20 protein-coding genes are annotated in these 19,405 nt (G+C 41.3%); 8 read left to right on the forward strand and 12 right to left on the reverse strand.

The features are described 5' to 3' along the window. Positions 1-19: 19 nt before the first annotated feature. The gene (locus FN809_RS03715) at positions 20-964 is read right to left on the reverse strand and encodes a hypothetical protein (RefSeq protein WP_142532107.1); all 945 of its coding nucleotides are present in this window, start codon (positions 962-964) and stop codon (positions 20-22) included. A 22-nt stretch (positions 965-986) separates the two neighbouring features. Next, the gene (locus FN809_RS03720) at positions 987-1,232 is read right to left on the reverse strand and encodes a helix-turn-helix transcriptional regulator (RefSeq protein WP_185957426.1); all 246 of its coding nucleotides are present in this window, start codon (positions 1,230-1,232) and stop codon (positions 987-989) included. A gap of 265 nt (positions 1,233-1,497) precedes the next feature. Between FN809_RS03720 and FN809_RS03725 the strand changes: the two genes are divergently transcribed. The 5 genes from FN809_RS03725 to FN809_RS03745 all read left to right on the forward strand — a co-directional run bounded on the left by FN809_RS03725 (position 1,498) and on the right by FN809_RS03745 (position 6,248). Further along, entirely contained in the window at positions 1,498-2,376 is an 879-nt protein-coding gene (locus FN809_RS03725) for an NADPH-dependent 7-cyano-7-deazaguanine reductase QueF (RefSeq protein WP_142532109.1), read from the forward strand. A 133-nt stretch (positions 2,377-2,509) separates the two neighbouring features. Further along, the gene (locus FN809_RS03730; RefSeq protein ID WP_142532110.1) at positions 2,510-3,430 is read left to right on the forward strand and encodes a ketopantoate reductase family protein; all 921 of its coding nucleotides are present in this window, start codon (positions 2,510-2,512) and stop codon (positions 3,428-3,430) included. Beyond that, positions 3,431-4,150 (forward strand): DUF429 domain-containing protein, encoded by a 720-nt coding sequence (locus FN809_RS03735; protein WP_142532111.1) that lies wholly within the window; start codon positions 3,431-3,433, stop codon positions 4,148-4,150. 110 nt (positions 4,151-4,260) lie between these two features. Beyond that, positions 4,261-5,520, forward strand: coding sequence for a DEAD/DEAH box helicase (locus FN809_RS03740; RefSeq protein ID WP_142532112.1), 1,260 nt, complete (start codon positions 4,261-4,263; stop codon positions 5,518-5,520). A gap of 146 nt (positions 5,521-5,666) precedes the next feature. Further along, positions 5,667-6,248: a porin family protein gene (locus FN809_RS03745; protein ID WP_142532113.1), complete on the forward strand. Its 582-nt coding sequence runs from the start codon at positions 5,667-5,669 to the stop codon at positions 6,246-6,248. Positions 6,249-6,451: 203 nt separating this feature from the next. Here the strand turns inward: FN809_RS03745 and thpR are convergent, their stop codons facing one another. From thpR to FN809_RS03770, 6 genes are all read right to left on the reverse strand, one after another. Continuing rightward, on the reverse strand, positions 6,452-6,994 hold the full coding sequence (gene thpR / locus FN809_RS03750; protein ID WP_142532114.1) for an RNA 2',3'-cyclic phosphodiesterase: 543 nt from the start codon (positions 6,992-6,994) through the stop codon (positions 6,452-6,454). A gap of 159 nt (positions 6,995-7,153) precedes the next feature. Further along, positions 7,154-8,254, reverse strand: a complete 1,101-nt coding sequence (locus FN809_RS03755) for a family 10 glycosylhydrolase (RefSeq protein ID WP_142532115.1) — start codon at positions 8,252-8,254, stop codon at positions 7,154-7,156. Between the two features lie 145 nt (positions 8,255-8,399). Then, positions 8,400-9,512, reverse strand: a complete 1,113-nt coding sequence (locus FN809_RS03760) for a carbohydrate-binding family 9-like protein (protein WP_142532116.1) — start codon at positions 9,510-9,512, stop codon at positions 8,400-8,402. Between the two features lie 15 nt (positions 9,513-9,527). Then, positions 9,528-9,692, reverse strand: coding sequence for a hypothetical protein (locus tag FN809_RS17675; RefSeq protein ID WP_185957427.1), 165 nt, complete (start codon positions 9,690-9,692; stop codon positions 9,528-9,530). Positions 9,693-10,072: 380 nt separating this feature from the next. Next, the gene (locus FN809_RS03765) at positions 10,073-10,933 is read right to left on the reverse strand and encodes a sigma-70 family RNA polymerase sigma factor (RefSeq protein ID WP_142532117.1); all 861 of its coding nucleotides are present in this window, start codon (positions 10,931-10,933) and stop codon (positions 10,073-10,075) included. A gap of 90 nt (positions 10,934-11,023) precedes the next feature. Then, positions 11,024-12,499 (reverse strand): Do family serine endopeptidase, encoded by a 1,476-nt coding sequence (locus tag FN809_RS03770; protein WP_142532118.1) that lies wholly within the window; start codon positions 12,497-12,499, stop codon positions 11,024-11,026. Between the two features lie 309 nt (positions 12,500-12,808). Here FN809_RS03770 and dapF point away from each other — a divergent pair, with 309 nt between their 5' ends. Then, positions 12,809-13,606: a diaminopimelate epimerase gene (gene dapF, locus FN809_RS03775; protein ID WP_142532119.1), complete on the forward strand. Its 798-nt coding sequence runs from the start codon at positions 12,809-12,811 to the stop codon at positions 13,604-13,606. 241 nt (positions 13,607-13,847) lie between these two features. On the opposite strand, the gene mltG is transcribed toward dapF, so the two are convergent. Beyond that, a complete protein-coding gene (mltG, locus tag FN809_RS03780; protein ID WP_142532120.1) occupies positions 13,848-14,921 on the reverse strand; it encodes an endolytic transglycosylase MltG in 1,074 nt (357 codons plus the stop codon). A gap of 161 nt (positions 14,922-15,082) precedes the next feature. On the opposite strand from mltG, the gene FN809_RS03785 reads away from it, so the two are divergent. Together FN809_RS03785 and FN809_RS03790 are read left to right on the forward strand one after the other, a co-directional pair. Next, on the forward strand, positions 15,083-15,523 hold the full coding sequence (locus FN809_RS03785; RefSeq protein WP_142532121.1) for an SPOR domain-containing protein: 441 nt from the start codon (positions 15,083-15,085) through the stop codon (positions 15,521-15,523). A gap of 105 nt (positions 15,524-15,628) precedes the next feature. Further along, on the forward strand, positions 15,629-16,825 hold the full coding sequence (locus tag FN809_RS03790) for an FprA family A-type flavoprotein (protein WP_142532122.1): 1,197 nt from the start codon (positions 15,629-15,631) through the stop codon (positions 16,823-16,825). A 102-nt stretch (positions 16,826-16,927) separates the two neighbouring features. On the opposite strand, the gene FN809_RS03795 is transcribed toward FN809_RS03790, so the two are convergent. The 3 genes from FN809_RS03795 to queC all read right to left on the reverse strand — a co-directional run bounded on the left by FN809_RS03795 (position 16,928) and on the right by queC (position 19,138). Beyond that, on the reverse strand, positions 16,928-17,380 hold the full coding sequence (locus FN809_RS03795) for a BCD family MFS transporter (RefSeq protein ID WP_142532123.1): 453 nt from the start codon (positions 17,378-17,380) through the stop codon (positions 16,928-16,930). 175 nt (positions 17,381-17,555) lie between these two features. Then, the gene (locus tag FN809_RS03800) at positions 17,556-18,401 is read right to left on the reverse strand and encodes a 7-carboxy-7-deazaguanine synthase QueE (RefSeq protein WP_142532124.1); all 846 of its coding nucleotides are present in this window, start codon (positions 18,399-18,401) and stop codon (positions 17,556-17,558) included. 62 nt (positions 18,402-18,463) lie between these two features. Beyond that, entirely contained in the window at positions 18,464-19,138 is a 675-nt protein-coding gene (gene queC, locus FN809_RS03805) for a 7-cyano-7-deazaguanine synthase QueC (protein ID WP_142532125.1), read from the reverse strand. Between the last annotated feature and the right edge of the window lie 267 nt (positions 19,139-19,405).

Genomic DNA, 19,405 nt, shown 5'->3' on the forward strand with positions numbered 1-19,405 from the left:
TTGTAAATAGCTTTAAACTTTACGGCCATCTTTTTTGCAATTGATTAACAGCAGAAGCAGCAAAGCGGCTATAATCATTAAACCATATACTAAATTTTCCAAAGGTTTTTTTTTCATCGGCGTCAAAATAACAACCGTCGCCTACCTTTAGTATCCTGTTATCCTTATCACAAAGTTTGCCTCTTTTCCATAGATCCTGCATAAACTCAGCCTGCGCTTCTTCATTCAGGTAAATCCACGCCTGTTTGCCTCGTACCTTTATCCCCATTTCCCAATCGTAGGCACCCTCCACAAACCATTGTGCTATGATAGCATCACTGGCATATCTGCAGCCGGATTTTTGATATTGCCATGCGTGTACCGTTTCGTGTATCAACAAGTCAATAGAAAAAGATTTTGTTTTTAAATAAATGGTATTGCCCAGGGTAAAGGCTCTGCTGTTTAACCCATACAAACCTGCACGACCCTCGATAATCCTAACATTATATAAGCTCATGGAATGGGCAAATACTTTATTGAGCTTCATTTCTTCATTAATTGTAATTCGACGTTCAAAATCTTGCAGATAAAAGATCGTCTGCACCAAAGCTATCAACTTAGCCACCAACAATATAAAAGCACCCACCACCGGGGAGAGCACATCTTGAATTCCTTCTAACACCATTGTCCATGCAAACGAAAACAGGCCAAGCACAATTTTTATTACACCCGACACAATACCACCGGCAATACCAAACGGTATTTTAACCACTATCGCAAAAAAACATAACAAACTTTTTGCTACACTACCCAACCATAAAAACGGAAAACTAACACCAACCTTAGCACCTATCCAACTGAACATATCAAAGACTGCACATCCCGGAACTTCAAAAATGTAACTCAGCAAGTCACCCAATTTATTGATATAACCTTCAATAAAGTATGTCGCTCTATTTGTTACTCTTCCTGTTCCCCTTGCCATCTGTTAAATTTTAATAGTTATATTAAGCTTGCATAGCACGGTATTTTGATGGTGTAGAACCAAAATACTGCTTAAACAAGGTACTGAAATAACTCTGATTTGCAAAGCCTACCTTTTCGTCCACCTCCACAACCGGTAGCTGTGTGGTTTCAAGCAATCGTTTAGCCGCATTTAAACGTTGGTCGTTAATATAGGAACTTACCCCTATGCCCAATATGCTTTTTACTTTTGTGTATAACGCTGCCCTGCTAATAGTTAAACGGTTCAAACCAGAAACTTCTGCAGGTGCACCTATGCATATGAATACCTCTTATGTCGAGGCCATAGTTTTGTCCTCGGTGTCATCGCCGTTAGGGGTAGCCAAAGAGGTCATGGCCTCAATCAACAGGGATTTAATTCTGGCGTTCTTTCAAAACGAATAGAAATAGACAATTGAAGGAGTTCTATTTTTATTAATTGAATAATACAGGCTATTTTTATACCTTTGAATTAAGCATTTTGCATTAATAACTCCACGCTTATATATTTTCCGAATGAATTCTATAGAATCAAAAGTGCTTGGCAAGCAAATAAGCCATCCAAGAGCATATGCTCCCGAAATACTGGTAGCTGTACCGCGTAAATTAAACCGGCAGCAATATCATATTAGCGAACAGGCTATACCTTTTGTTGGTGTTGATGCCTGGCACGCTTATGAGCTGGGTTTCCTGACAAAAAAAGGTTTACCGGTTACCGGCATACTTAAAATTGTATATGTTTGCAACAGCCAATTTTTGGTGGAAAGCAAGTCACTTAAACTTTACCTGAATTCATTTAACATGGGCAGGTATGGAGACAATAAAAAGGAAGGTATTACACAGGTGCTACAAACCATTAAATCAGATTTATCCCAGCTAATGCAAACGGAGATAGAACTATCTTTCCATACTGAATATGCGCGGCATACGTACGACTTTAACGATTATGTCCTGCTCGAAGATGAACCGGAAGCTGATCAAATCATTTTTGATACTTTTAAAGAAAACGAAAAATTGCTGATATCCCATAAAGCCAGCGAAACAAATGAGTTAAAGGTAGCTACCAACCTATTACGCAGCAATTGCAAAATAACCCACCAACCCGATTGGGGAAGTGCTTTTATCCACATAAAATCACAGCATAAAATAAATAGAATGGCCTTGTTAAAATACCTGGTTTCCATTCGCGACGAAAACCATTTTCATGAAGAGATATGCGAAATGCTCTACAAACGCCTGTTGGATAGGTTTGAACCGGAAGCTTTGATGGTGGCTTGCCTATATACCCGACGGGGCGGTATAGATATTTGTCCGGTACGAGCCAATAAAGCGACATACCTCCCACAAAACATTATCCAGGCAAAGCTGTTGACCCGGCAAGCCTTTAGACAGTAAGCAAAGAGGCAATAGGAATACTACTGGTTGGGTGAAAGCAGAAGAAGCACACAGGCAGCGTATTAATGAATATGCTTTACAGAAAACAAACTTTTTTTCCTTTCTAAATTTTTAATTAACAAATCATTTTAAAATGAACGTAGCTATCATAGGAACAGGGGGTGTTGGGGGTTATTTTGGTGCCCGATTGGCCCAGGCCGGAAACAAGGTAAGCTTTGTAGCTCGTGGAGAGCACGGAAGGGCAATCAGTGAAAATGGCTTGCAACTACTTAGCCCCAAGGGCAATTATTCGCTGAAAGATCCAAACGTAGTTAGTTCGGTTGCACAACTTAAAGACATTGAATTGGTTTTATTAGGAGTAAAAGCCTGGCAGGTAAGCGAAGTGGCCACTCAATTAAAGACGGTTATTTCTGAAAATACAATGGTAATGCCCCTTCAAAACGGTGTGATGGCTGTAAGCGAATTGTTGGAGGTGCTTCCGCAACAAAACGTTTTGGGTGGACTATGTAATATTTTTAGCAAAATAAAAGAACCCGGCGTTATTGAGCATTTAAGCTCCGAACCACACATCATCTTTGGTGAACCGGACCATATCGTTTCGGAAAGAGCGAAAAAGATACATTACGTTTTTAAGCATGCGGGGATCGAAAATAAGCTAAGCGATTATATACAGGGTGATATTTGGAAGAAGTTTATGCTGATATGTCTTGGGGGCCTCGGTGCCCTTACCCGTGCCAACTACGGTATTTTGTGCCAATCGCCCGAACTAACAGAAATGATGCGCCAAATGCTGAACGAGATGTATGCCGTAGCCCGGGCCGAAGGCATTGAGCTACCGGAATCGATAAAAGCAAAAATACTGGACAAAACCATGCGCTTCGCCCCCTCGGCTAACTCCTCTATGGCGCGCGACATATGGGCCGGCCGCCCATCCGAACTGGAATACCAAAACGGCAGTGTGGTAAAATTGGCCCGCCGACACAACATCGAAGTGCCCGTTAACCATTTCATTTATTATACTCTTTTGCCGCAGGAACAGGAGGCCCGTAAGTAGATGCAGTGCATCGGTATTGATGGATGCCGTGGCGGCTGGCTTTTTACAGTATGGAAGGCAGAGGGGGATTGTCAACTTTATTTATACCCCTTTTTAAAGGATGGCATAGTACACCTATCGGATGCAACTGCCATTGCCGTGGACATGCCCATGGGACTGGTATCCCATCCCGACGAGGAAAGAACATGCGATACGCTTATCAGGAAAGAATTAGGACATCCTTTTAGCGCATCGGTTTTTAACACGCCGTGCAGGCAAGCTGTATATGCCGCCGATTATACAAAAGCCAAGCATGTGAACAAAGAGCTATGCCAAAAAGGGCTGTCCGTACAATCGTGGAATATCGTGCCCAAAATAAGAGAGCTGGATCAGTTGCTGAACCATCATCCCAGCCTAAAAAAAACAATGCACGAAAGCCATCCCGAGCTCTGCTTTAAATACTTAAACGGTCAACCCCTCTCCCACAAAAAAAAGACCTGTGAGGGCAAAGATGAAAGGATGAGCTTACTTAAGCCCCATTTTCCCTGTGTATACGACACCTTCTTGAAATTCAGAAAGCTTCACCTGAAAAAAGACCTGGCCGACGACGATATCCTCGACAGCATGATACTGGCACTTAATGCCCTACAAATAGCCGTAGGAAACTACAAGCAGTTCCCCTCGGACACGGTGCTGGACAAAAACGAGATAAGGATGGGGGTGCGGGTGCTTAATGTTTAAGGAATTTTCTGTTCATTATAACAAATTATAAAAATGTTAACGTACATTTGCAGCCACTTTCCAAATAAGCTTCTTGTTAATTCAGAGAGTGTTTATTCTAAACAAAATATATGACATTCAAAACATTAGGATTAATTGCTCCTTTACTAAAAGCAGTTGAAAAACAAAATTATACCGAGCCCACCACCATACAGGAAAAAGCTATCCCTCCTATTTTAGAAGGGCGAGACATATTGGCTTCGGCACAGACCGGAACCGGAAAAACCGCCGGATTTACCTTACCCCTTTTACAAATATTAGCACAAAGTGAAGCTATCAGACGCCGTCCCGTGCGGGCTTTGGTTCTAACACCCACGCGTGAACTGGCAGCCCAAGTGTATGAAAGCATAAAAACCTATAGCGAGTTCTTAAATATGCGCTCTGCCGTTATTTTTGGTGGGGTAAACGCCAAGCCACAGATAGCCACCATGCAACGAGGTGTGGATATTTTGGTGGCCACGCCCGGAAGGTTGCTCGACCTGCATTCGCAACGTATTTTTTCCCTTGCCAAAGTAGAGTTTTTTGTACTGGACGAAGCCGACCGTATGTTGGACATGGGCTTTGCCCGCGATGTGAATAAAATTCTTCAACTATTACCCGCCCAAAGACAGAACCTGCTTTTTTCGGCTACATTTTCGAAAGAAATAAAAAATCTGGCCGGCCGCTTTTTACAACATCCGGTAACCGTTGAGGCCACACCTGAAAATACCACCGTCGAAAAGATTGTACAGAAGGCCTACCACGTGGCCAAAACAAGCAAAACCGACTTGCTGGTAAAGTTAATTAAAGAAGGTGACTGGAAGCAGATACTCATTTTTACCCGCACCAAGAGTGGTGCCAACAGATTGGGGAAAAAACTAAACAAACGAGGTATTTTATCCGCAGAGATACATGGCGATAAAAGCCAAAACGCAAGGGTAAAAGCGTTGGACAACTTTAAAAAGGGAGCCGTTAAAGCACTTGTAGCCACTGACGTAGCAGCTCGTGGTTTGGACATACCCCTCTTGCCTTACGTTGTTAATTTTGAGCTCCCCAACGTGCCTGAGGATTATGTACACCGCATAGGCCGTACCGGCAGGGCCGGAGCCAATGGGGTGGCCGTTTCGCTGGTGGGTCATGCCGAGATGGCCTACCTAAAAGACATAGAGAAACTGCTGAAGCACAGTATCCCATTAGAAATATTGGATGGGTTTGAACCCGGTGAACCTACCGAAGAAGACCTAAAACCCACTAAAAAGCCCTTTGTGCGGAATAAAAAACCATCTGCAAAAAACAACAAACGAAGGCAACCGGCACGAAGAACCGTAGCCAAAGGGGATAGCCGGAAGTAAGCCTGTATTTGAAATGGCACATTAGTTGCATCTCTGACCAGTTTGCGCAACTATGCTCAAAATAAATCATAAGTGTTTTTTTAAATACGATTGTCACATCTAACAAACACACCTATTATTAACGTAACATTAAAAAACCTGTTATTATGAAGAAGATTCTTTTCGTATTCCTTTTTGTAGGATTGGTAAGTGCATCGCAGGCACAAGATAGAATAGCCATCGGTTTAAAAGCCGGTTTCAATAGTACAAAAATAAATTTATCGGATATTCCTTCGGGTGAAACAATTAAAAACGAAGCGAAGGGCGGCTTTCTTTTTGGCGCTTATGGTAAGTTGAAATTAATTGGTGGATTGTCCTTTCAGCCGGAGTTGTATTATGCAAAAAAACAAACTCAATATTCATTTACCGATAACGGAACAACTACTGTTACCACCAGCGACATTAAATCGTGGGATGTACCGCTGTTGGCCAACCTTAAATTGGTGGATTTAAAAGTGGCACATATCTATGGTGTGGCCGGGCCGGTAGCCTCGTTTATCTCAAAGGATGACCTGAAAAGTTTAAAAGATGCCAACTGGACCTTTCAAGCCGGTTTGGGAGCACAGGTATGGAAACTATCGGCAGATGTGCGCTACGAATGGGGAATGAAGGATATATCTAAAGCCCAGTTTGGACAAAAAACTGACGTATTAACCGTTACTATTGGTTACAGGTTATTTGGTTTATAGCCCCAAAGCGCATTGCCAATGGCTGTAACTATTAGCAAATATGTACTAAGCTAAAACATAACCTCCAGATAAATCCGGGGTTATGCACAGCAAACTCCTCTGGAGTTTTTCAGCAGCCCCTACTTAGTGGCTATAAGAAAACACCAAATACTGCGTTACGCTTGTCAGGAAAAAGGCCGATCCTAAAAAGAATCGGCCTTTTTTTATTTTAAATTAAACCGTTCCAACACCTTGTATTCCACCCCATTTGGCGTGGATAAGCTTTCGTACAAGAACACTTCATCAACCCTTTGCCGTCGGCTCACATTAAGCTCGTTTAAGCGTTGTTTAAAAGCACTTAACTCTTCCCTATCTTTTATTCGTGCCACAGTTATATGAGGGGTATAATCCTTGTATTGATTTTTAAGATTAGGGAAAATATGGAGTACGGCATTATTCACCTCATTGTGCAGGGCTTTTAAGGCGGTGCTATCTTCCACCCCAAGCCAAAGCACACCACTGCTTCTGCGTTTCTGAAACGACCCTGCTCCTTTTAAGCTGATGACGAAAGGTGCGTGCTGCGGTACTATTTTATGCAAGGCCTGCGATATCTTCACCTTGTCCGCCGTCTTTGCCTGACCAATAAAAACCAAGGTGAGATGATAATTGCTTTCCTTTACCCATTTGCTGTGAGCATGTCCCAGCTCACACTTGATTTGCGAAACCTCAGGCGGTGCATCTATTTTTATGCCTATAAATATCCGCATATCGAATTAAACCTTGAAACATTGTTCAGTTTCGTAACGACAACTCCTACTAAGGTGTGCTTTACAATTCTGATCCTTCCCTCAATTACCCCACTCCACAGGACTTTTTTCGTCATAAATTGCCAGTCTTAAACACTGCCGCCTCACTTCAATCCTTACTTATTTCGCTACCTTAGCTCCAACTCCGTACTCTGCGCTCATTTTTTTAATCGTCGCCTGCATTTCTTTGCTCATATCGTCGGCGGTAAATATGGAAACACCACTGGCCCCTTTTTCTTTGGCCAAACGAATGGCTTTTTCCAGGTCGTTGGCATTGTCAAAGGCAGGTATAAACAATCCCGCATTAATGGGGAAATCCACGTCGCGCACCCCTTGCTCAGTAGCAAAACCAATCCAGTTGATGTTTTCGCGGTAAAAATTTTGGTACAACATGGGGTATGCTGCATCGAGGTTCCAATCGTTCCATGCCTGGCGCACCATTTGCCGCGACATTTCAGGGAAAGGAAATACCGCCGCCGTCATTTTATGTCCATTCTCATGGGCTATTTCAACCAGCTCGTTCACCAGAGTACTCACAGCGTTAAGTCTGTATTGGCGCCATTCGGTGCTCAGCTCCGGATGCGCCATATCCAGCGGATCTTTGTCGAATATCGCTTTAAACCCTTCGCGGGCCAAAGGATGATAACCATAATCGTATTCCGGCATTTCGTGATCTTGCACAAGACCATATAAAGGTTGTAAATCTGCTCCCAGAATCACATCCACGTACCGTACATAATCCAAATGTATCGAAGCCAATCCTTTTACCTTTGTCAGTCGTCGCACATTGTTTTTGATATATTCACGTGCCTCGGGATGAAATGGGCTCAGCCATTGATAATAATCTACATAAGCCCTGAACTCCAAAGAGTTTTTACCTTGGCGGTTTACCGCATACCATTCGGGATGCTTGTTGGCCACGCTGTCGTTGGGTCTGTTTAAAGTCCACATCCAGGCATGTATCTTTAGGTTACGCACATCGGCCAAGGGAATAATTTGCTCTAACATTTCGGCGTTAGCATGCACCAACACCTCAGTTAGCCCGATAGATTTATAATAATCGAGTTTCTCTTCCCATTGCTGCTTGTTAAATTCCTTCGGTGCAGTTACCCAGGTAGCCAACACAAAGCTATTATTGCCTTTTGTTTCCCCAACGGATGCAGTTTTTGGGGCGCAAGAAAACAATGCCACCATAAGAGCAAAAGTGAATAGTTTTTTCATTGTGGTATATTTATTTGTTTATTTATTTTATTTGTCGAAAAAGAAATCGTTACAAAACCCTATGTTTTCCTCAACAGTAAAAAGCCCTTCTGTTGAGGATGCCCATAATATTTTTCGCGAGACCGGTTGCGTAAGCATCAATCATCTACAACTGTTGAATACTCAAAAAACCCTCCTCATTTATTACAAAAGTCTTTTTCTTATTTTCGTCGGTAATTCTAAATTCAAAACCTGCGTTAGTTTTAACAAAGGTGGCTTTTACAGTCAGGTTATCTGTAACCGTTGCGGCAAAACTTTCCGTATAACCCTTTTCTTTGTCCATTAAAGCTTTCAGTTTTCCAAAGCGCGTCAATCTAAAAAGGGCAAAGGCAGCTTGTTTTATCAGAATATCTTCATCCTTTTTAAATTGAATGCCATCTGCAGTTGGCTGGTGGGTGAATTGTAAATACCCCCATTTTTCGGGCTCATGCATATTTATTACTCTTTGTTCAGTCCATACCCAATTGTATTCGGGTAAATACTTTCCATCCACTTTTTTACGGGAGTACACCCCATTGTTCACATCAAAATCCCAATTGACCCGCGAAAAGTTGATACGCCATTGTTCCCCTTCAAGGGGTATTTTATTTTCCTCGTCTTTGAGTTTCATCAAAGGGCTCATTGGGATGGCCATCTCCAGGGTCCACATGCTATCAATATCACTTGGATCGTTTAAAGTACCTATTATGTGGACCGCTGTTTTCAATTCATCCAGATCCCAACTGTTATCGGCATTACCACCCACCCTGTAGGGCTTGTCCAACTTCAGATCCCACACGGTATTTAATGCATTTACTTCAATCTCGCCATAATTAAAAGTAGTCATCGAGGGATCCAGGAAAACCTCAAAATCGTTGTTATAAAAGATTACCGTATCGCGCTGCCTTAAATAACCCCATATATGTGGTTCTTCCATTTGAGCAAAAACATATAAATATTGCTCATCCCAAAGCATTTTAACTTTGGTATCGTAGGTTGGTGTATCCACACCCTCAATATCGATAAAAGATTTGGTGAAAGCGGCTTTCGACCATGCCATTTCGTCATCTACACCATCTATGGTCAATGGCTCGCCTGTTTTACCAACAACATAATGCGCTGGAATAACAATTTCGGATTGTATATCAATTCGGGTGGTTGCTTTTTGCTGCCCCTTATTTGAACAGGATGCGAAAACAATAAACGCAAGGAAAGTAATAATCTTAGTTAGCTTTTTCATTATTTAGAATTAAGGTTACAATTCAGGGTCAAATGGGATATCCTCATCCGGATCTAAATCATGCAGCCCACCTCCCGGCTCATTATACAGGCTCCATCGCTCAATCACATAATTTGTTTTATTAAATCCGGTTACCCAATCTATCAACAACAATTGGCATTCTCTAATCAAATCTCTCACAATTTACAAATACACTACATCTTCGAGGCCAAATATGGCAAGCGTATATTTTTGCCACTTCAGGTAGGTGGCAATTCTGACGGTTCATCCGAAATAAGCTCTGCAAATCGATGTGTTACATCTATAATCTTTTTGCCTTTTACGTATGTCGGCAGCGCTGATGGGGCTATTATTTGATCATTGTCGACAGCCAAACATAGCGTTAGTTTTATGGTTAAACTTTAAAATGTAGATACTTTACCATATGTCAGCTAAAATATTGACACAACAGTTATTTCAAAAAGCAATTTTTAACCTGATAAACAATCGGCATTAAAGCTATAAAATAAAAAAAGCCGACACAAACAGGACGGCTTTTTTATTATTTTATGCTTTGGGTATTATCCCAAATAAGATTTTAACAATTTACTTCTGGAGGTGTGGCGCAATCTACGTATTGCCTTTTCCTTGATCTGCCTTACCCTTTCACGAGTCAATCCAAAACGTTCGCCAATCTCTTCCAATGTCATTTCCTGCACCTGAATACCGAAGAATAATTTAATGATATCGGCCTCACGTTCGGTCAGGGTAGCCAGCGCACGTTCGATCTCACGTGCCAGCGATTCGTTGATCAATGTTTTATCGGCATTAGGAGAATCACTGTTTACCAAAACATCCAATAAACTGTTGTCCTCTCCTTCTACGAAGGGGGCATCAACCGATATATGACGGCCAGAAACTCTGAGCGTGTCGGCTACCTTTTCCACAGGCAGCTCCAACTTGTCGGCTAACTCTTCGGGTGATGGTTTGCGCTCATTTTCCTGCTCAAATTTTGAATAGGCTTTATTAATTTTATTTAATGAACCCACCTGATTCAATGGCAAGCGTACAATTCTGGATTGTTCGGCCAAAGCCTGCAAAATGGATTGACGTATCCACCACACCGCATAGGATATAAACTTAAAACCACGGGTTTCATCAAACTTTTCGGCTGCTTTAATCAATCCAAGGTTGCCTTCGTTAATTAGATCGGGAAGACTAAGACCTTGGTTTTGATATTGCTTAGCAACAGAAACCACAAAACGTAAATTGGCTCTTGTCAGCTTCTCTAAGGCAACTTGATCGCCTTTTTTGATCCGCTGCGCCAGATCTACTTCTTCCTCTACAGATATCAATTCCTCTCGTCCTATCTCCTGAAGATATTTATCTAAAGAAGCACTCTCACGGTTGGTAATTGATTTAGTTATTTTAAGTTGTCTCATATCCTATATGCAAAATGTGGCGCAAAATTATACTTTTATAACCAAATATCCAACTATTATAAATAATGAGCAAGATAATTGGGTTTTTATTTATTCCTGGAGGTTAATAGCGTAGTAGGTAACCTGACCGTTTGGATATACGCCAGTAATAAACAAACCTCCATCAGTTGTTGCTATAACGTCTTTTAGATCGGTAATAGTTTTGATTGGTTGCCTGTTGGCTTTTAAAATGATAAAACCTTCACGTATGCCACTTTGTTTAAACTTTCCGGCCGTTAGCTTAACAACTTCCATGCCATAATCTACGAGTAGCCTGTTTTTTTGCTGATCTGACAACTCGCGCAATTCGGCTCCCAATAAAGCGGATATTCCTTCTTTTTGTCTCACTACTTCCGTAGACCCATAACTATTACGTAAAACCACGGTAAATTGTTTTACTTTTCCATCTCTTTTTATCGATAAACTCACTTTATCCCCGGGACGATGTTTGCTTACCTGACCAATCAACTCCGAATTGGTATTCACCGCGACGCCATTGATGCTTAAAATCACATCTCCTTTTTTGACTCCGGCGACAGCTGCGCCCCCATTGGCTGTAACGGCATCTACATAAACACCTTCTATTTTATCCAGGTTTAATTCTTTCGAGAGAGCTGCATCTACACCTCTAATCTGAACACCAATAAATCCTCTTTGTACCTCTCCGAACTCTTTAAGGTCGGCCACAACTTTTTTGGCTATCCCCACGGGTACAGCAAAGGAATACCCTGCAAAGGATCCGGTTTGCGATGCAATGGCCGTGTTAATGCCAACCAGTTCGCCACGTATGTTTACAAGGGCTCCCCCACTATTACCGGGATTAACCGCTGCATCAGTCTGGATAAAAGATTCAATTCCCATAGGCTGGCTCCGGTTCGACAGAATATTTATACTACGAGCCTTTGCACTCACTATACCCGCTGTAACAGTAGAAGTCAGGTTAAAAGGGTTGCCCACAGCCAGCACCCATTCGCCTATTTTTAAATCGTCCGAATCGCCATAAGCCAGGAAACGGAGACCTTTTTCATCAATTTTTAAAAGAGCAATATCGGTTGTAGGATCTGCACCAATAAGTTTAGCCTTATACGATCGCCTGTCGTTAAGCACTACTTCAATTTCATCAGCTTTGTCTATCACGTGATTGTTGGTAATGATATAACCATCCTCAGCAATTATCACTCCTGAACCGGAACCCATCACAGGCGCTCTATCGGGCGCTATGCCACCTCTGGGACCAAAAAAGAAATCGTAAAAGGGGTTACCATGTGAATACGCATTACCCGAACGGGTGGCTTTGGTCATTACGTGAACTACGGCTTCTACTGATTTTTCCGCCGCAAGGGTAAAATCCGGAACCCCAACCGGTGCAGCTTGCCCAAGCGATGCGTATCTGGCAGCCGGTACCACGTGATTCTCCACCGTAACAATTTCCTTTTGGGGGTTAACAATCAATACATAAGCATATACACCTAATACTGCTCCCAGTACGGCTGCTAAAAAAACAAAAAATAATTTTTTTACCTTCATTGTGAATAATTTTTTAGTATTAATATGCCTTTATGGCATAGAATAATTTAATTTAGTTGATCGAATTCCTTATCTACATTTTTTTAGTTTATCTAATAAAACGCAAATCTTTTTATATGGATCGAAGTTCAATCCAACGAATTAGAACTGTATATTAAACGTACTCAAACTGTCAAATTATATGCCCTTCGGGTTTAATCCCTGCACCTTAACTTAATTTTAACTGAATTTTGCTTAGCTTTGTTCATTATTCTATTGCTAAATTTCGGACAAAATAATCTATAAATCAATTCCTTTAAACCATTCTTTATGCAAGTTGATTTTTACAAGTATCAAGGTACCGGCAACGACTTTATTATTATTGACAACAGAAACGGTAATTTTGACACTAAAAGCACAAGCTTAGTCAGTTTTTTATGCCATCGCAGGATGGGTATTGGGGCAGATGGGCTGATGCTGCTCGAAAGTAACGACTCGGAAAAGGTGGATTTTACCATGCGTTATTATAACAGCGATGGAAAGGAAGCTTCGATGTGTGGAAACGGTGGCAGATGCATTGCTGCATTTGCTGTACGCATAGGTGCAGTTACAAATGCCGATGAATTTTATTTTGAGGCAGCAGACGGTATGCATGTTGCCAAATTTAAAAACGACATTGTGAGCCTCAAGATGATTGATGTTTCGCATATTGATTCCGGTGAGGGATATTACTTTTTAAATACCGGGGTGCCCCACTATGTGACCCACAGAAATAATATAGCTGATATTGATATTGTAAATAATGGCAGTAAAATAAGGTATTCTGCCACTTTCAAACCAGACGGCACCAATGTTAATTTTGTTGAACAGCAAAGCCACAATCAAATTAAAGTAAGAACTTACGAACGTGGGGTGGAAAACGAAACCTACTCGTGTGGAACCGGTGTTGTAGCTTCGGCTATTGCCACCTTTGTTAAAAACAAGCAAGAAAAGTTTTTTGATGTTGATGTTAAAGGTGGTAGACTGCAAGTTCATTTTGAAGGTGATGAAAAATCAGGCTTCAGCAACATTTGGCTTATTGGTCCTGCAACCCTCGTTTTTGAAGGGAAAGTAGAGCTTGAGAGATAGCCGATGGTCAATAGCCATTGGCTACAATCACCCTCTCAGTTTCTTTTAAAAAGAGCGTTATGCAATTGAAGCTGCGTTCTTGCAGGGATTGACCTGCCGGCTCCTGAAAGTGATTAAAGCGCCAATCATTATAGAATTATACCGTGCTATTCTGTATTAATATGGCGGTAAATAAAGAAAGCACAAAGGGCACAAGGAAAAAATAGTGTAGCAACTCAATAATTAAACCCGGTTAACCACCCTAACGCCGAATCCCTCTTTTATTTAATTCTCTTCGATATCTGGCTGCATGGATGTTGTGTTGCGCCAAGGTTTTTGAAAAGTTATGGTAGCCCGAAAAATCTTCTTTTGCACACATGTATACATAATCATGGTCTTCGGCATTCAGTACTGCATTTAATCCGGTAATAGAAGGTATCCGGATTGGGCCGGGTGGTAAACCCGCATATTTATAAGTGTTATACGGCGATTCCACTTTCTTGTCTTCATTTAATAATCTTTTGATACTGAAATCGCCCAAGGCATATTTTAAAGTTGGATCCGCTTGCAGGCGCATGCCTTTATCCAATCGGTTTAAATACAGACCGGCCACTCTTGCTTTTTCATCCGCTTTTTGCGTCTCTTCATCCACAATTGCGGCCAGTGCCGATACTTGCAGTGGGTTTAATCCTTTTACCTCTGCTTTATGTATTCTTTCATCATTCCAAAAGGTATCATACTCTTTTTTCATCCGTTCCATAAAACCTACAGCATCAGTGTTCCAGTAAATATGATAGGTGTTAGGAAGAAACATGGAGGGCAGTGTGTTGGAATTAAAGCCAAGCTCAGAAAGATAATCTTTATCCTGCATTAAATCCATCAGTGACGCTGAGTCGAGCATCAATTTTTTGCTTACCAAAGAAGCCAACTGCTCTAACTTACGAATATTATTAAAGGTAAGGTTAACCGGTTCCTGCCGGCCACTGCGCAACAAATTAACCAAATGGTTGTTCGACATCCGGTCCTCCAACTTGTAACGACCACCTATTATTCTTTCGGGGTAGTCCTTTTTCTGGGCTACCCATTCAAAACTTACCATATCCTTTATGGCTCCTGATTCCTTTAAAATAGTTTTTAACTGCAGAAAATTTGTTCCATCCGGTATGTGTATATAGGCCGATTCTGCTTTAGATAAATCGACATTGGGCGCATTAATATAGCGATAGAACCGGCCGCCTATCAATACGGCTAAAAGAAGTAAAACTACAACAAATAATCCCATCCGCTTAAATCGGCGGGTCATTCTGCGTTTGGTATTCCGTACTTTCTTTTTCATTTATCAATATCAACGAGTAAAGGTTCAAATATAACAGATTATTCCGTTTTATATGGCTAATGCTATGTTTTCAATCGCTTCGGTAAAAAATAATCGATAGTTTTGCAAAGAATGTTATATTTTTAGGCAATTAAAAATATAAAAACCTAAAATTGATTGAAATGAATAAATTATTTCTTTTAGCCATTTTAACCTTATCATTGATAAGCTGCAGATCCTTAAAGGATTCGGGAAGCTCTAGTTTTAGCGATAGCGACTCACCTTACGTTAAAGAGGAATCTAAACCTATTGTGATAAAAAAGGAGCCTAAACCCATTGTGATAAAAGAGGAAAAAGTAAAAGTAATTGAGTCGCCGGACGATATCAGCTACAAATACTACGTTATTATTGGCTCCTTTAAAATACTGGATAATGCCCGCAACTATAAAAACACCCTGATTAGTGAGGGTTTTTCTCCGGTTATTCTGGAAAACGAAAACGGACTTTATCGTGTTTCTGTTTCGGCCTATAATGATGAAATGGATGCGCGAAGCAAAGTGGGCAACATACGCAGCAATTATCCTAAATACAATGATACCTGGTTGTTGATACGGATGCGATAAGGCTTTTTGGAGACATGCCATTTTGCATATCAACTATTAACACCCGGCATCAATAAGTAAAATAAGATATCATTCAGCTTTTGGACATTAACAAACTAAATATATATGTACAAGCCAGTAAAATTGACGCCAGACGTATATTACGTTGGCGTGAACGACAGAAGAACGCATCTTTTTGAAAACATGTGGCCCATCGACCGTGGTGTGGCCTATAATTCGTATGTTATCGACGACGAAAAAGTAGCCTTAATCGACTCGGTAGAGATAGCACAGGTAGAAAAATATCTGAAAAAAATTAAAGCCGTTATCGGGGAGCGCCCTATCGATTATCTTGTTGTAAACCATATGGAACCAGACCATGGTGGCTCTATAGACATCATAAAAAAAATGTATCCTGACATTCAAATTGTAGGCAATAAAAAAACATTGCCTATGTTGGAAGGGTATTTTGGCATTTCGGATAACACTGTAGAAGTGAAAGAAGGCGACAGCTTAAATTTGGGAAAACATACTTTACAATTTTATATGGTGCCCATGGTTCACTGGCCCGAAACCATGGTAACCTACGAAACAAGCGAACAGATTGTATTTTCGGCTGATGCCTTTGGTACTTTTGGTACTTTAGACGGCGGTATTTTCGACGACGAATTTGATTTTGAATATTATCGCGATGAGATGCGTAGATATTATTCAAACATTGTAGGAAAATATGGCTCACCGGTACAAAAGGCACTCTCGAAGCTCGCAGGTTTGGATATTAAAATGATTGCCTCTACGCACGGCCCTATCTGGAAAAACCATATTCAAAAAGTTATCGGGATGTACGACCGTTGGAGCAAATTTGAAACCGAGGAAGGGGTAGTACTGGCTTATGCTTCGATGTACGGAAATACCGAAGAGATGGCCGAAGCTGTAGCTCGTGAACTGGCCGAGAACGGTATTAAGCATATTCGTTTGTACGATGTGTCAAAAACGCATGCTTCGTATATCCTTTCCGATATTTTCAAATATAAAGGCGTTATACTGGCAAGCCCCACCTATTGTAATGAGTTGCATCCAAATATGGAATCCCTTACCACCAAGCTGCGACATATGGGCGTTAAAAACCATTATCTCGGTATTTTAGGCTCCTATTCCTGGGCCGGTGCTGCCGTTAAAAAATTAAACGCGATAGCCGAAGAGCTAAAGTGGGAAGTTGTGGGTGAAAGCGTAGAAGAAAAACATGCCCTAAAAGCCGACAAATATCAGGAGTGTATTAATTTGGGCAAAGCAATGGCCGATAAACTTAAAGCGGACAGATAAACCGTTATTTTGAGTTTACAAAGAAATTAAAATCACGCACTATAAGATGTTGCAAACCCGGAGTGTAAAGTGTAATTTAATATACAGTTTCACTCCGGGCTTTTATTTATTTATAATACTGATACCCTTTTTATTGGCTGCTTTTATCACTTCGTTTCTTATCTCCGTTGAACAATCTTCGTTTAAATAATTCAAGGTAACAAATTGGAATTTCTTATCCTCCGGGAGGATCTTCAGCTTGTTATTTCTGAAATCAATTGTTTCTATATCTTCCCATAAGGCTTTCTTCTCCTTGCCTATGGTTTTTATGGTAATGGATTGTTCGTCCATTTTCACGTATGAGTTTTTTCCTAAAATATAACCTTTACTTCCGGCGATACCGAAAACCCCGTTCGCTATAAAGATAACCGCTATTATAAGGTTAAAGGCAGTTAATTGGTGATCGAAATATACCGCGAGCAAATGCCCAATGGCTATTGCAATTAGAGCTATGCCAAAAATAGATCTCCATTTCGATTTTTTAAACTGTCCTTGCAGGTTTTTACTGTAATTCATCCGGTGGTGAATTTTAATGTATAAGAACAAATATACATTCCGCGCAAGGTGTAATGCAACATAAAGAAATTTTTTTTACAGCTCCTCACTTTACAATGCCGTCGGGTCTATCGACGCCAACAGGCCCAAGAAGTTGTAACTGCTATGGGCCATAAGCTAATCGCTATCCGTCAATTCACACCCCTTGTTTAGAGCCAAAGATATCGATATGTATGCGAGGAGTATATTTCCAGCCGTTTTGTAAGCACATTTGCAATACAATGGGATTGGATTTGGTTATTTCGTGCTGCGTTGCACCTAAAGGCATCAGCATAATATCGTTTTTATTGTAACGTTGCAACACTTTAAGATAGTCCTTGGTAATTTCGTCGGCATCGCTTTGTTTGGCCACCACAAATTTAAGTTGCAAGTCCTGAGCCGTATCGATATAACTTTGCAGCGCATTTAAATTCCTGCGCACCTCATGGTGGAATCGCGAGGATCCGGTTTCCGCTTCGTTATAAAACTTAAGCTTTTGGGCCGATGGCACTGAGTTACTCAACTTGGGTGAGATACTGAACAGATCGACAAACTGAGTCAGTTCCTGATCGAAGATGGTTCCGTTGGTTTCGATGGTGATGTGCAGGTTCAACTCTTCTTTGATGCTTTTACACAACGCCAGCACACCCTTCTTTTGCAAAAGCGGTTCTCCTCCGGTAATAACCACATGCTGCATGGCACCGATATTATGCTTTACCACTTTAACAATCTCCTCAACTGTCCAGGCCTTTTTGTCGTCGGGATGAAAGGAGGCATAGGCTGTGTCGCAACGACAAAAGCTGCCATCGTCCATTTGCCAAATGCAACGGAGGTTACACGTAGCCAAACGAATAAATAAAGAGGGTGTTCCGGCCAATTTGCCTTCGCCCTGAACTGTTCCGGAAAGGTTCCATCCCGTTGCCGGAACTTCTGCTATGGCATTCCCCTTTGCATCCATTACGATGGGGAAAACCCCCTCGCCCACTAACATTAATTTTTCCATTATTTTTAAATTAGAGTACGAGATAATAGACAATTAACAAGAACTCTTATTTTAAATAAGATTTATATTTTAACCCCGGCATCTTCAAAGCCTGCCTCTGCAAAAGCTTTAGCACGCAGCAAACAACTGTCGCAGGTTCCACAGGGTTTTTCGCCACCCCGGTAACATGACCAGGTAAGGCTGAAATCGACACCCAATTCCATACCGAGTGTAATTTCCTGCGCTTTGGTCTTGTTGGCAAAAGGGGCATGTATTTTTATGGGCATCCCCCCCTCGGCACCCATTACCGTTCCTTTGTTGATAGCCAACTCCATGGCATCGATAAACTCCTGACGGCAATCTACGTACCCCGAGTAATCCACCTCACTAACACCAATATATATATGTTGTGCTTGAATGCTTTCGGCATAGGAGGCTGCAACGGACAAAAATACCATGTTACGTGCCGGCACATAGGTAAGCGGTATGTCGGTACGGTTTACATCACCGTCTTCCACTTCCATATTTTTATCGGTGAGCGATGAGCCCCCAAAATCACCCAGGTTAAGCGTGGCAATTTTATGTGCCGTTACGCCTGCTCTGGACGCTATGGCCATAGCATGGTTCAGTTCGGTTTGATGACGCTGGCCATAGTCGAACGAAAGGGCATGAACCTCGTCATATCCCTTGCTTTTGGCCAGATATAAGGTTACCGCAGAATCTAATCCGCCGGATAATAAAACAACTGCTTTGTTCATTTATTTAAATTAGAACAATGTATCATGTATAAAACATTAAGTACATAAGACCCCTGCCCGGCCTACTGGCTGTGCGGATATATCTTGATACCCATATTCCCGATTGGGCCGGACCGGCCGTAATGCCTTTTATTATTTAATTACACCAATAAAATAAAACAGAAGATATGTGTCCGGAAAAGGACAAAGAATGAAAGGATTCTTAACATACCCGAGTTTTGTTTATAGACAGGATGGTGTAAACGAACTGTCTCATTATTGCCCGCA

It is taken from the genome of Saccharicrinis carchari, from assembly GCF_900182605.1.
In the GTDB taxonomy this organism is placed as follows: domain Bacteria; phylum Bacteroidota; class Bacteroidia; order Bacteroidales; family Marinilabiliaceae; genus Saccharicrinis; species Saccharicrinis carchari.